This window comes from Deinococcus arboris, assembly GCF_009755355.1.
In the GTDB taxonomy this organism is placed as follows: Bacteria; Deinococcota; Deinococci; order Deinococcales; family Deinococcaceae; genus Deinococcus; species Deinococcus betulae.
In genome coordinates this window covers 1-13,763 of the sequence record NZ_WQLB01000059.1, presented here as the reverse complement: position 1 = coordinate 13,763, position 13,763 = coordinate 1, and the positions used below count along the sequence as shown (strand labels likewise).

Sequence of the window (13,763 nt, the reverse complement as noted above, 5' to 3'; positions counted from 1 at the left end):
TTAGAACGAACGCCTGAAGCCGCATATGGTGATCACTGCAAACCCACTTGACTGACGTAGTCTTGATCGATGAGCGACCGCCTTCTCAGCCACGGTCACGTGCGAGTGCGGGGTGCCCGCGAGCATAACCTCAAGGACATCTCGGTCAGCCTGCCCCGCGACGCTCTGGTGGTCTTTACCGGCATCTCCGGTTCGGGCAAATCCACACTGGCGTTTGGCACGCTGTACGCTGAGGCGCAGCGCCGCTATCTGGAATCGGTCTCGCCCTATGCCCGGCGACTGTTTCACCAGGTCGGGGTGCCCGACGTGGACGCCATTGAGGGGCTGCCGCCCGCCGTCGCCCTTCAGCAGCAGCGCGGCACGCCGACGGCCCGCTCCTCGGTGGGCAGCGTCACCACGCTCTCTAACCTGCTCCGCATGCTCTATTCCCGAGCCGGAGACTATCCGCCGGGTCAGGCCATCGTGTATGCCGACGGCTTCTCACCCAATACACCGGACGGCGCTTGCCCGGAATGTCACGGATTGGGACGGGTCTACACCGTCACGGAAGCGTCGATGGTGCCCGATCCTTCCCTCACCATTCGGGAAAGGGCAGTGGCTGCCTGGCCCACCGCCTGGGGCGGCCAGAACCAACGCGACATTCTGGTGTCGCTGGGCATTGACGTTGACCAGCCCTGGAAAGACCTGCCGCAGGACACCCGCGACTGGATTCTTTTTAGCGAGGAGCAACCCGTCGTGCCTGTGTATCCAGGATTCACCCCCGAAGAGACTCGCCGGGCCGTGAAGCGCAAGCTGGAACCCGGCTACATGGGCACCTTTTCCAGCGCCCGCCGCCACGTCCTGCATACTTTTGCCGACACCGAGAGTGCGTCCATGAAAAAGCGGGTGCTGGAATACATGATCGCGCAGGAGTGCCCGCTGTGTCACGGCAAACGGCTGCGCCGGGAAGCCTTGAACGTCACCTTTGCCGGGCTGGACATCACTGAGTTTTCACGGCTGCCTCTTGCACAGGCGGCGGTACTCCTGCGGCCCTACGCCGAGGAGCGTGACCCCAGCCATGCCGAGCGGCTGAAGAATCGTCCTGAGCAGGCCATCGCCCCGCAACGCATGGCCGAAGACTTGACGCGCCGCCTGTCTGTGTTGCTTGACCTAGGCTTGGGCTATCTGCAACTGGAACGCAGCACGCCCACCCTCTCGCCCGGCGAATTGCAGCGGCTCCGCCTGGCAACCCAGCTCTACTCCAACCTGTTCGGCGTGGTCTACGTGCTCGACGAACCCTCGGCAGGCCTTCACCCCGCCGACACCGAGGCGCTGCTGACGGCGCTGGACGCCTTGAAGGCGGGCGGCAATTCACTGTTTGTGGTTGAGCACGAGCTGGACATTATCCGCCGCGCCGACTGGCTGGTAGACGTGGGGCCAGGGGCTGGAGAACAGGGTGGGCAGATTCTGTACAGCGGCCCGCCGGAAGGGCTGAAAGAGGTCGCCGATTCCGCGACGGCGCGGTATCTGTTCGCCGAAACCCAGCCTCGGACGACGACCCTGCGTACCCCGCGGGGCTGGCTGGAACTCAACCACGTGTCCCGTCACAACATTCACAACCTGAGCGTGCGCTTTCCGCTTGGGGTGCTGACCAGCATTACGGGCATTTCCGGGTCGGGAAAATCGACCTTGGTCAGTCAGTCCCTAGTAGCGGCGCTGGCGCATCATTTTGGTCACCCGGTTGATGCGGATGCGCCCGAACCCGACGACGAAACGACATCCAGAACAGGTGGCACCGCGCAACTGGCGGGCGACTTGGGGCAGATCACGCGCCTGATCCAGGTGGACCAAAAACCCATTGGCCGCACGCCCCGCAGCAACATGGCGACCTATACGGGCTTGTTCGATCACGTGCGCAAACTCTTTGCCGCCACGCCGTTGGCAAAGCGGCGTCGGTACGCGGCCGGCCGCTTTTCCTTCAATGTTAAGGGAGGCCGCTGCGAGCATTGCCAGGGTGAAGGCTGGATGATGGTGGAACTGCTCTTTCTGCCCAGCGTGTACGCCCCCTGTGCGGTCTGTCACGGCACGCGCTACAACGCCGAGACGCTGGAGGTGACGTACAAGGGCAAGAACGTGGCCGAGGTGCTGGGCCTGACCGTCGATGCGGCCCACGAATTTTTTGCCGATGAACCCAGCTTGACCCGCATTCTGGACACGCTGCGCGAGGTGGGGCTGGGTTACTTGCGGCTGGGGCAGCCCGCCACCGAACTGTCTGGAGGCGAGGCCCAGCGCATCAAACTGGCGACCGAGTTGCACCGCAGCGGCCGGGGCGGCACAGTCTACGTGCTGGATGAGCCGACCACTGGTCTGCATCCGGCCGACATCGACCGCCTCCAGAAGCAGTTGGACAAGCTTGTTGACGCGGGCAACACTGTGATTGCTGTTGAACACAAGATGCAGATGGTGGCGGGCAGCGATTGGGTCATCGATATTGGCCCTGGCGCTGGCGATCAGGGCGGGCAGGTGGTGGCGCAGGGCACCCCTAAGGTGGTGGCCGCGAACCAACACAGCAAAACGGCACCCTATCTGAAAGCGGCACTCCATTCAGGCGGCTAGAGGCTGCCAAGAACCCTATGCGAAAAGCGGTCTGAGATTGTTGCAGAGCAGAATGGAAGCCGCCAGGAACTGAAATCTAACCAGCGTCGACGGCAAGCGTTCCAGGTCTCGACCCAAACGCCTGAAGCGTGACAGCCACGCGAACGACCGTTCGACGACCCAACGTGTGGGCAGCAGGATGAAGCCCTTCGTGGTCTCCGGACGCTTGACCACCACCAGGTCTCTGCCCGCCTCTGCTGCGTCCAGAGCGGCTTGAGCACCGGTGGAGCCCTGATCAGCAAAGGCGACTTCGACATTCACGCCTGTGGCTTCCTGCACTTCGAGGCACAGGGTTTTGACCTGTGCGCGGTCCTGCTCGTTGGCGGGTGTCGTGAGCACCGCGAGCAGATGACCCAGAGTATCGACGGCCAGATGGACTGTGGTGCCCTTGCGTTTCTTGGCCCCATCAAATCCCGCCCGGTGCCCGCTTTCAGGTGGACTGTGCAAGGTCCGGCTGTCAATGATGATCGCGCTCGGTTCTCCGTTCCTGGACGGCTCCACTCGGGAGAGCACCCGCAGATCATGCGCGGCGTTCTGACAGCACTCAGCCGCAAACCAGCGGTGCGCCAACAGGCGCACCGCTGGTTTGCGGGTGGAAAGTCATGGGGAAGAGACGCCCATCGTGCCCCCGTGCGCGCCACCCACAGCAACGCGTTGAGCACGTCACGGATGACAGACTTCCGCTGCCTGGCGTCATGCGGACTCAGCAGCAAAGAGGGCAGCAGAAAGAGGTAGGCGTCGTCGTCCACATCACTTGGGTAACCTCGCCGTGTCACACAGCCATTCTGCCCTCTGCCGAGTGCAGCTCTTAAACTTCAAACCTGTCCTTGGCAGCCTCTAGAGGTTCCTGCCACAGGGCGACGCGGCGCAGCAAGCGCATGCGTTCCGTGGCTTCCTGGGTCTCCTGATGCAAGTGGTCGGCTTCATCGGGCTGCCCGGCCTCCCGGAGGTGTTTACCTAGGTGTGCCAGCAGCATTACCTGCTCATCGAGCGCACGCACGGTGGACCACATCGAGTCCTCCACCATCTGACGTACCCCGGAGATCAACGTGCCGGAGGTAAAGGCATGCCCGGTGTGGCAGCGGAAGCGGGTGAGGCGACCTTCCTTGATCTGCATCATTACCCCGTGGCACTCCGGACAGGTAAAGGGCGAGAGCGGACCATGATTCAAGATGCCCGCCTCAAAGGAAGCCTCCTCGCCCGCGATGCCCAGTTCAAGGCCCAGACGCCTGCGTTCCGTTTGATCCACGCTGACTTTCACCTCTCTGGTGCCCAGGGTGTCCGCCCAGGCAACGAGTCGGGAAGCGATCTCATGCACGGGCAGGATGTCGTCCACCTCAACCTGCCGCACGGCACTGAGCGGCATGTCCGGATACTGGGCTTCCTCAGGCCGCTGGACGATGGCCGTGCCGCCGAACTGTTTAATCGCCCAGAGGCCCGAGGTCCCGTCGTCCTGCATGCCGGACAGGATGACGCCCGCTGTGCGCGGTCCAAAGCTGTAGGCCGCCGAGCGAAACAGCACGTCGATGCTCGGCCGGGAGCGGTTCTCGCGCGGGCCCCGCGAAAGCTGGAGGGTGGCGGGACGGACCAGCAGGTGATGGTCCGGAGGTGCGACGTAGATGTGTCCAGCCCGCAACCGCTCGCCGTCCTCGGCGGCCTTTGCGGGCAGGGGGCCTGCCCGGTTCAGCAACTCGGGCAGGACACTCGGCTGATCCGGCGGGATGTGTACGACCACCAGGAGGGCTGCCGGAAAGTCGTCCGGCAACCCCGCCGCCAGGTCCAGCAGGCTGCCGAGTGCTCCGGCGGAACCGCCAATCACCACCAATGGCGGCCCGGTCACGCTTTCGGAGCGGCCATTCACGCCAGGTCCTCCCTCTGGGGAGTTCGGGGCAGACTCACCCAGAAGGTGGCTCCCTCGCCCACCTTGCCCTCCGCCCAGGTACGCCCGCCGTGCCGGTGAACCACCCGCCGGACCAGCGCCAGCCCCACGCCACTGCCCTCGAACTCCCCCTGGCGGTGGAGCCGCTGAAACACGGCGAACAGCCGGTCTTTCTGACGCATGTTAAACCCCACTCCGTTGTCACGCACGCCGAGAATGAACTCGCGCTCGTTCTCACGGGCAAACACGCTGATGCGGGCAGGGGCGCGGCCTCGCGTGAATTTGAGGGCGTTGCCCAGCAGGTTCGCAAACACGAGCTGCAAGGCGAGGCTGTTGCCGTGCACGGTGGGCAGCGCGTCGACTGTCAGCTGCACATCACGGCCTTCCAAGTCCGCCGCAAAGTCCCTGCGGACCTCCTGCATCACGGAGTCGAGCTTGACCTCCTGAAAGCGTAGGCGTCCCTGCCCCGTACGGAAAAAGGTCAACAGCGTGCCGAGTTGCTGCTCCATGCGGTCCACCGAATGCTCGACGTGCTGCGCGTAACGTTCCTGCTCCGCTCCCAGAGGCTGGTACTGTCCCACGAGCAGACCTATAAAGCTGCGGATGTGCCGCAGGGGCGTTTGCAGGTCGTGGGTCACGGCGTACACGAACGTCTCTAACTCCCCGTTAAGTTCCAGAACCCGTTGAGTTCGCTGCTTGACCCGCTCCTCCAGTGACGCGTTGAGCCGTAGCACCTCGTCCTGGGCCTGGCGCTGCGGCGTGATGTCGGTAACAGTCAGGCGGGCGTGCGGGCCGCGCTCCCCAGGACGCTGCACCGCCTCGCCCTCAATCTGGGCTGCGAAGCGGGTGCCGGCCGCACTGACCAGCCAGAGTTCGGCGGTCCGGGGCCCGGAGTGCTCCATCACCCGCCGCAGGAACAGCGTGAAGGTGCTGACGCTCGCCGGGTCGAGGAACGCAGAGAACCGCCGGTTCAGTAGCCGGGCCCGCTCCACGCCCAGCATCCGGCACAGCGTGAGATTCACGCGCTGAACGCTGCCCGCCCCGTCGAGCGTCAAGTAGCCAACAGGGGCATGATCGAACAGCTCCTGATACTCCTGTCGGGCCTCCTCCAGCTCGGCATTGGTCCGGACGAGTTCGTCGTTTTGGAGACGCAGTTCGATCTGATGGACCTGCAACTCCTGGCGCTCCTGCTGAAGTTCCCGCAGTAATTGCTCCGGATCATTGGGCACGGAAGGCAACGTGACGGGCGGCTGCGTCTGAAGTTCACGTTCCGCCTGTTCACGCAGGTCGTCGGTACCTTCGGGTTCTCTGCTCACGTTGACACCTGATTGAGTTCGGCCCGGCCTGCTGGTTCGGGGGGGGTGTCGTGGCAGTTTGTCACATCCAACCTGGTTTTTGGTGCAAATAGTCGGGAGAATGAAACCAAACGGCGGGGGTTCAAACGTCAGCATATCCCAGTCCTTAAGACTGTAAATCAGCGTGGACTTCACTTCGTCCTCAGTTTCCCGGGACCGCGCTCACCCGAGGGCACTGCGAAAAGCCTATGGTTTCGAGGATTCGATCATGTCAGATGAACGTCCAGTCACCACCGCACCCACACTCCTGCCAACCGAGCCAGTGGGTGCTCTGACCACGCGGCCTACCATTATCGTGGGCATCGGCGGGTCAGCGGGGGCACTCGACGGCTACGAGCGCTTCTTCCTCAGCCTCCCACAGGGAAGCGGCATGGCGTTCGTGGTGGTGCCTCATCTCGACCCGCACCACCAAGGCTTGATGCCCGATATTCTGCAACGCTGTACGTCCATGCCCATTGTTCTCATTGAGGACGGTTTGGCGGCCCAGCCTGATCAGGTATACGTGCTTCCACCCGGCCACAGCCTCACCATTATGAACGGCATCTTGCTTCTCGACGACCTCGAGCTGGCGAAGGGCAAGGTCATCGACCATTTCCTGGAGTCGCTCGCCGCCGACCAGGGCGAGCGTGGCGTCGGCATCATCCTATCGGGGATGGGCCGTGACGGGACGCGCGGCGTGCAGGCCATCCGGGAACACTTCGGCCTGGTGCTGGTGCAAGACCCCCAGACAGCGGAGTATCCCAGCATGCCGCGCAGCGCTGCCGAAACGCAGCTCGCCAACGACGTGCTCCCCGCTGAGGAACTGGCTCCCAGGCTCTATACCTTCGTGACCCAGAAGGCGGCGTTACGCACGGAAGACGTGTCAAACGAGGGCGGCCAGCCGGGTGCGCCGCTTCAAAAGATCCTGCGCCTCGTGCGGGTCCGCACTGGCCATGACTTCACCCGCTACAAGCGCAGCACGCTGGTGCGGCGCATTGACCGCCGGATGAAAAGCCACCGTCTGGAGGATATCACCGCGTACCTGCGACTCCTTCAGGACTCCCCAGAAGAGATTCAGGCATTGTTTCAGGACTTCACCATCAACGTCACGAGCTTTTTCCGCGACGTCGAAGCCTTTGACGAACTCAAGGAGCATTTGCGGGACTACATCCCGGCCCACAAGCAGGAGATGGACAATGTCCGGGTGTGGGTGGCAGGCTGTTCAACCGGCGAGGAGGCGTACTCGGTTGCCATCGTGCTGCACGAACTGATGGAGGAACTGAAGGACGAGCGGGCCTTCAAGGTGCAGGTCTTCGCCACAGATATCGACCCGGAAGCCATTGAAAAGGCCCGTACTGCGCTCTACCCCCGCGAGATCGAGTACGTCGTCTCGCCAGCGCGACTGCAACGCGCCTTTCACAAGCAAGACGGCGGGTATCAGGTGCGCCCGGAAATCCGGAATCTGGTGACGTTCGCCATTCACAACACCTTCGGGGATCCCCCTTTTACGCGGCTGGACCTGTTGTGTTGCCGCAACATGCTGATCTACCTGTCATCCGAGTTGCAGGCCGAGATCATGGCGGTGTTTCACTTTGCTCTCCGCTCGGGGGGCCTGCTGTTCCTGGGGGCGAGCGAGACGGTCGGTCGGGACCGGGATCACTTCAGCCCCCTGAACCTGCGCTGGAAAATCCACCAGCGTGGCGACGGCGTGTCCGCCGCGTTGCCAGTCGGTCAGGTGTTCAGCACCAACAGTCTGGTTCCTTCTCCTCCCCGAAGCGTGGCGCCGCCGCGTCCCGCTCGAACGGAAAATGTGGCGCAACTCGCGCAGGGTCTGCTGCTCGCCCAGCACGTGCCGCCGGCCGTCATGGTGGGAGAGTCGGGCGAGATCCTATTTGTCCACGGCCCCACCGCCCGTTACCTGGAACTGCCGGCGGGAACGGTGCTGACCAACGTCTTCGAGATGGCGCGCGGAAACCTGCGCTACGAACTCCCGGCCGCCGTGCGGCAGGCCATTGCGGAACGCCGTGAAGTGGTGCGGGCGGGCGTCCCCGTTGAGGTGGAGGGATTGCTCCGTACGGTGGACCTCACGGTACGTCCGGTGCCGGGACTCATGCCCGGCCTCCTCCTGATTGAGTTTCAGGAGCGGCCGGAGGGAGGGGCAGTGCCGACCCCACCAGACCAGGCCGACCCAATGCTGACCTTACAACGTGAGCTTCAGTACAGTAAGGAAACGTTGCAGGCCACTGTCGAAGAGATGGGCGTGTCCATGGAGGAACTCCGGAGCGCCAACGAGGAACTTCAGACGACCAACGAGGAGCTTCAGAGCACCAACGAGGAACTCACCACCTCCAAGGAAGAGCTTCAGTCCCTCAACGAGGAACTCACCACCATTAACGCGGAGCACCACCGCGTGATTCACGACCTCGCCCAGGCCAACGACGACCTGAAGAACCTGCTCGACAGCGCAGGCATCGCCACGGTGTTTCTGGACAACGCCCTCAGGATCAAGCGCTTCACCCCGCAGATCTCGCAGGTCATCAACCTGATGCCGGTGGATGTGGGACGGCCTATCAGCGACATCAGCGTCAACTTGCAGTACGAATTCTTCGCGCGCGACATTGCCCGGGTGCTGGACACCCTGGAGGTCTTCGAGGCGCAGGTCCAGACGCGGGACGGATTGTGGTACCTGATGCGGATCACCCCCTACCGTACTTCAGACAACTTCATCGACGGCGTGGTGGTGGCGTTTACCAACATCCACCTCGTCAAGTCTCTGGAGCAGCAGGTTCAGGACACGGCTGCCTACGCCGAGCAGGTCCTGAACAGCCTCCATGATCCCCTGCTGATTCTGGATAACGACTTGCGTGTTCTGACCGCTAACCGCGCCCTGCTGAGCCTGCTGCATGCCAGTGGGGCGCAGGTCAAGGGTGAGCGCGTATATAACCTGGGCAACTTCGCGCTGGATACGCCGGAGCTGATCGGCCTGCTGCACGACGTCGTCGCCACAGAGGAAGGGGTCGTGAACCGGGTCATCGACCTCCAGTTGCCCCATCTGGGCAGGCGCAGGATGAAGGTTGAGGTGGAACCCATCGTGAGCGAAGACCGGGCAGGTGTCCTGCTGTTGCTCAAGCTCGAAGACGTGACGGCCTTGCTCCGCCGTGCGGCAGTGGAAGGCGAGGATCTCACCGGAGACGCGCAGGAACCTGGGAGTGATTCTTGAAGTTGGGCGAGGCGTCACTCTGGCAAGGGTTCTTCATCTGCCAAGGGCGTGTAGGTGAGCACCAGACGGTGTAGGAGGTTCGCCCGCTGCTCAAGGAGCTGGGCTTGGTTCAGTAGGGCCTCCGCCCGCGCGCCCGGCAGCCGTTGGCCCAGCCGCTCCAGCAACAGAAAGCTTTCCTCCATCACCCGCTGTGTCTGGTAGAGCTTGTCCTCAATGCTCTCGGACAGCTCGGCCAGCAGGGCGTGCGCCGTGTAACCATGCCCGGTGTGACACCGGAAGCGCAGCGCCTCCTCCTCCTGAATCTGCACCATGGCACCGTGACATTCCGGGCAGGTAAACGGGGTGTAAGGCCCGAGGCGCCCCACGCTTGCTGGAGATTCCGGTCCCTCGGCAGCCATCTGGACTTCCATTTTGAGGCGTCCCCGTTCCTGTTCGCTCATGCCAACCTCTGTCTGCGCAGGGGCAGAGTCCCGAATCAGCCGGGCGAGGAGCGCGCCCATGTCCCGAGCACGGGCCTGATAATCCACTTCCACCTGTTCGAGGGCGTGACGGGGCATATCACTGAAGGCGGCCTCTGCGGGATCTTGCACGACGGCCAGGCCGCCCAGCCGTTTGATGTTCCAGAGGCCCGAGGTGCCGTCGTCGAGCACGCCGGAGAGCACCACGCCGATCACGTTCGGCGCGCGGGTATGTGCGGCAGAGCGGAATAAGGCGTCGACCGCTGGTCGGAAGCGGCTTTCCTTGGGGCCTTTCTTGATACCCAGCCTGTCCCCATCGACCAGCAGGTGGTGGTCCGGGGGCGCGACGTAGATGCAGCCGGGGCGAATGGCCTCTCCGTCGGAGGGATGGTGCGCAGGAAGCGGCCCAGCCCGGCTGAGGATGTCTGGGAGGGCGCTGGGGGTGGAGGCATTCAGGTGCAGCACGACGCAGACCGCCGCTGGAAAATCGTGTGGGAGTCCGGCGACCAGGGCTTGAAGGGCTTCGATGCCGCCGGCAGATGCGCCGACGACGACGATGGGAGCAGAAACCATGATGCCTATTGTGGCGCTTGTAGGTGGACGGCGTGGTGGCACTCCAATAGAAGGGCAGCGTGCGCGACAGGCTTCAGCTCAAACGCCGGGCGAGGTCCACAGCTCCGTGACGGACCATTGAGCCAGCACTGCTGTTCATGCAAGTTAGACTCGCTTCCACCAGGTGAGAACTTTGACGGACCAGGAGGATCGCTTGGTCCGTGTGGCGCTGGCACCTCAGAATCAGGCGGCGCAGTTCGTCGAGCTGGGCTTGCGCTTCTGCGGGAAGGTGGAGTTCAAGGCTTGTCAACTGGTCGGTAGTCATAGGGTCACCCGGCGTGGGAAGACACGCTAGTAGCGTGCGGGTGCAGAAGACCTGATCGCGGGATGGGACGCGGTCTTCAGAACCAGACAAACCGCCGCAGGTCCGCGACCGCCGCAGCTGCCTCAAGGCTTGAGGCGCTCGGACAGACGGAAGGCCGGTCACCGAGTTGAACCGAGTGTGCGCCATTAGAAGGGCGGTGTGGTGTGAATCGCGTGGAGCCCACACGCAGGGAGGCCAGGAGGCCGTGAGCCACCATAACGTTGCGTTATCGCTGGTGCCCACACCTGCAGCCCTGCATCCTGTTCCCGTCGGGTCCCGCAGGTGTTAAAGAGAAGCCCCCGTTGCACCTCCCTGGAGTGCTCTTGCCGTGGAATCCGTGTTGCATAAGTAAAATCGGAGCTATGCCGGTTCGTCAGTTCATGCCGACCGTGAGGCCGATTCCAGAGCCGGGTCAAGGACCGAACTGTCGGTATCGCTGCCTGGTTAAACCTTCATCGCAAGGTGCACTGAGAAACCCGAACACAAGCCGATGAAGAAAAAAGGGAATGACCGATGCTGTGGGCATATGTCAACGTTTTGGAGTGAGTCTTCCGCCTTCTGCCACGCCGCGCCGCCGTTCACGTCTGCCCTGGGTCCTGCTGGGACTGGGTGTGGCGGTGACCGGGCTGCTCAGCACGGGCTGGCACTTCGCCGATGCCCTCGTGTGGGCTCCGGCGGTGCGTCGCCGCGTACCCCGAACCCGTGTACTCGGCGTTCTGGATGATGGGCAGCCCCCCAGACTCCTTCTGACCCGCAACCCGGCCACCATTCGTCCCGGGGTCCTGGGGCTGGAGTGGGACGATCCTGCAGGTGTCCGGTTCCTTGCCCAACTCGGACCCACACTGGAGCAGACCCGGCGCACCGTCACCCGCGCCGTGGAGTGGCAGGAAGCGGCGCTGCTCCCAGGTCAGGAGGTGCGGCCCAGCACGGTGGGCCTGGGCACCCCCGCCTCGCGCGGCCTGCCATACGAGGACGTGCTCGTTCCGGCAGAACACGGCCTCATGCCCTCCTGGCTGGTGCCCGGAGGCCCGGGCGGTGGGGCGGCGGGCACCGACTGGGTGATCGTGACCCACGGCTACAAGGGCCTGCGGCAGGACGCCCTGCGCATTCTGCCCACCTTCACCCGGCTGGGGTTGTCGAGCCTGACCATCACCTACCGCAACGCCCACGGCGCGCCCCGGACCCGGCAGGGCGTGTACCGCCTCAGCGCCGAGGAGTGGCAGGACCTGGAGGCGGCGGTGCGGTATGCCCGTGAGCACGGCGCGCGCCGGGTGCTGCTGATGGGCTTCAGCATGGGCGGCGGCATCACGCTGGCCTTCTTGCGCTACAGCGCCCTGGCTCCCCTGATTCGTGGCGTAATTCTGGACTCGCCGCCGCTGGAGTGGCGCTCCCTGATCCGTCACTATGCCCGGCGCTACCGCCTGTTGCCCCTCGCTGGACTGGTGGAGTGGCTGACGGTGTTCAAAAGTGGGCAGGACTTCGACGCCATCGACCACCACAGCGTGATGGACCGCTTTACCACCCCGATGCTCTTGTTTCACGGCAGTGCCGACCGGACAGTGCCGGTGGCGCATGTGGAACGGCTGGCCAACGCCCGGCCCGATATCGTGGAGTACCACCGCTTTGAGGGGGCAGAGCACGTCCGGCCCTGGAACATCAATCCGGAGCGCTACGAGCAGGTGCTCACCCGCTTCGTACGCCGGGTCCTACCCGATGAGGAACTTTAGCCCTGCGACCGCAGACTCTACATTCTTCCTCCAGTTGGCTTGTTGAGCCACGTGCCTGAGGCGACAGGGACTCGACGCCCATGCAGAAGGTCATTTCCTTGCTGATGAACCGTTAGTGGTTCATCCGGTAAGTTTCGGCAAGGCGCACACTGGATGGGTATTTCTGGAGGTGCGAGTATGCGTGCATTCGTTCGCGTCCGTTCGCTCACCGACGAAGAACTCACGACGCTCCAAAAGATGTCAAGGAGCCGCACATTGTGCGCTGGGCGCGTCAAACGTGCCCGCATCATCCTGATGTCCAATCAGGGGTATACGCACCAGGAAATCGCTGAGAAGATCGGCGTGAGTTACCACACCTCCTGCCGTTGGATCGGGCGCTTCAACGCGCTGGGGCTGCCCGGTTTAGATGAACTGGGCCGTCCTCACGTCTACTCGGAGGCCAACATTGGGGACGTGATCCAGACGGCATTGACCAATCCAGACGACCTGGGGCTGCCCTTTGGATCATGGACGTTGGATCGCCTCGTGACCTATTTGACGGATGTCAAAGGCATTCCGATCCGGCGCAGCCGGATCAGCGAAATCTTTCGACACGAAGGGCTGCGTTGGCGACAACAAGAAGGCTGGATGGGGGTGCGAGTCGATCCTGACTTCGGCCAAAAAAGGGGGCTATTGAAAGCCTCTACACCCGTCCACCTGAGCACAGTGTCGTGATCTGCATTGACGAAATGGGGCCCATGAGTGCCCGGACACATCGCGGTCAGGACTTAATCCGACCTCACCCGAACAGCGCTCTGCGAGCAGAGCGCGCCCGCATCGAACTCGACTATGGCCGCCGACCGACCGAAGGGTTCGTCTTCGGGGCCCTGCAGCCCCATACGGGGGCGTGCTTGACCAGAACCTATGATCGGCGCAACATCGCCACCTTCGTCGAGTTTCTGGATCATGTGGAGGCCTGGATTCCCGCAGAGATTGAACGGATTTATGTCGTGCTGGACAACTTGCCCAGCCATGCGGCTTACGACGTTCTCCTATTTAATCTGGCGCACCCACGCTGGGAATTTGTGTTTCAACCGAAGCGGGCAGCCTATCTCAATCTGATTGAGCCCTGGTGGAAAACGTTGAAATCTTTGGCCCTCAAGGGACGCCGGTTCGAGGTGTGGTCTGAGGTCGAGCAAGCTGTCGAACGGGCCACCCAGTATTGGAATGACCATCGTCACCCCTTTGTGTGGGGTCGTCGCAGACGGCACCGCATACCAAAACGGTATGGATTTGCTGCACCACCCGTTTCAGTCAGTATTTAGCGGATGCACCACTAGTCACACCAATGACATTCCTCTTCAATTCTCCAGACGCGTATGCGAGGAACCTGCGTTTGGATCACCCCTCTTTGTTACATCCCACACCATTGAACCGTCCTCTCAGAGAAGCCCATTGCCGCCGGCCCTGCCGTTTGCACACGACTCAGCGCGCTTCTGCTGAATAGGGCGCTCCGCTCTATGAGGGACACAGTCCAACCCACAAGGTACTGGCCAATCCTCTCAAACCCCTGCCACAGCCCCCCGCACCATAGGTCTCAGGAGGCACGACCATGT

Annotated in this window: 8 protein-coding genes and 1 pseudogene; 5 read left to right on the top strand and 4 right to left on the bottom strand. The window is 63.0% G+C overall.

What is annotated here, in order from left to right:
- Nucleotides 1-69: 69 nt before the first annotated feature.
- Complete coding sequence (locus GO986_RS21935; protein ID WP_157461652.1) at nt 70-2,595, top strand: excinuclease ABC subunit UvrA; 2,526 nt, start codon at nt 70-72, stop codon at nt 2,593-2,595.
- 15 nt (nt 2,596-2,610) lie between these two features.
- Here GO986_RS21935 and GO986_RS21930 read toward each other — a convergent pair.
- The 3 genes and pseudogenes from GO986_RS21930 to GO986_RS21920 all read right to left on the bottom strand — a co-directional run bounded on the left by GO986_RS21930 (nt 2,611) and on the right by GO986_RS21920 (nt 5,829).
- Nucleotides 2,611-3,410: pseudogene (locus tag GO986_RS21930) on the bottom strand (IS5 family transposase).
- Nucleotides 3,411-3,442: 32 nt separating this feature from the next.
- Nucleotides 3,443-4,495, bottom strand: a complete 1,053-nt coding sequence (locus GO986_RS21925; protein WP_369409541.1) for a chemotaxis protein CheB — start codon at nt 4,493-4,495, stop codon at nt 3,443-3,445.
- Entirely contained in the window at nt 4,492-5,829 is a 1,338-nt protein-coding gene (locus GO986_RS21920) for a sensor histidine kinase (protein WP_369409540.1), read from the bottom strand. The genes GO986_RS21925 and GO986_RS21920 overlap by 4 nt, the downstream gene beginning before the upstream one ends.
- Before the next feature lie 163 nt (nt 5,830-5,992).
- On the opposite strand from GO986_RS21920, the gene GO986_RS21915 reads away from it, so the two are divergent.
- Nucleotides 5,993-9,067 carry a CheR family methyltransferase gene (locus GO986_RS21915; RefSeq protein ID WP_369409539.1) on the top strand — a complete coding sequence of 1,025 codons (3,075 nt, stop codon included), beginning with the start codon at nt 5,993-5,995 and terminating at the stop codon, nt 9,065-9,067.
- A 14-nt stretch (nt 9,068-9,081) separates the two neighbouring features.
- On the opposite strand, the gene GO986_RS21910 is transcribed toward GO986_RS21915, so the two are convergent.
- Nucleotides 9,082-10,098, bottom strand: coding sequence for a chemotaxis protein CheB (locus tag GO986_RS21910; RefSeq protein WP_157461650.1), 1,017 nt, complete (start codon nt 10,096-10,098; stop codon nt 9,082-9,084).
- 885 nt (nt 10,099-10,983) lie between these two features.
- On the opposite strand from GO986_RS21910, the gene GO986_RS21905 reads away from it, so the two are divergent.
- From GO986_RS21905 to GO986_RS21895, 3 genes are all read left to right on the top strand, one after another.
- Complete coding sequence (locus tag GO986_RS21905) at nt 10,984-12,168, top strand: alpha/beta hydrolase (RefSeq protein WP_369409538.1); 1,185 nt, start codon at nt 10,984-10,986, stop codon at nt 12,166-12,168.
- Between the two features lie 177 nt (nt 12,169-12,345).
- Nucleotides 12,346-12,882: a helix-turn-helix domain-containing protein gene (locus GO986_RS21900; RefSeq protein ID WP_198170916.1), complete on the top strand. Its 537-nt coding sequence runs from the start codon at nt 12,346-12,348 to the stop codon at nt 12,880-12,882.
- A gap of 14 nt (nt 12,883-12,896) precedes the next feature.
- Nucleotides 12,897-13,472, top strand: a complete 576-nt coding sequence (locus tag GO986_RS21895; RefSeq protein WP_157461653.1) for a transposase — start codon at nt 12,897-12,899, stop codon at nt 13,470-13,472.
- Nucleotides 13,473-13,763: the final 291 nt, after the last annotated feature.

Coding starts and splice junctions, on each gene's coding strand:
- GO986_RS21910 (WP_157461650.1), bottom strand. CDS start 10,098: ATGGTTTCTGCTCCCATCGTCGTCGTCGGCGCATCTGCCGGCGGCATC.
- GO986_RS21935 (WP_157461652.1), top strand. CDS start 70: ATGAGCGACCGCCTTCTCAGCCACGGTCACGTGCGAGTGCGGGGTGCC.
- GO986_RS21895 (WP_157461653.1), top strand. CDS start 12,897: ATGGGGCCCATGAGTGCCCGGACACATCGCGGTCAGGACTTAATCCGA.
- GO986_RS21900 (WP_198170916.1), top strand. CDS start 12,346: ATGCGTGCATTCGTTCGCGTCCGTTCGCTCACCGACGAAGAACTCACG.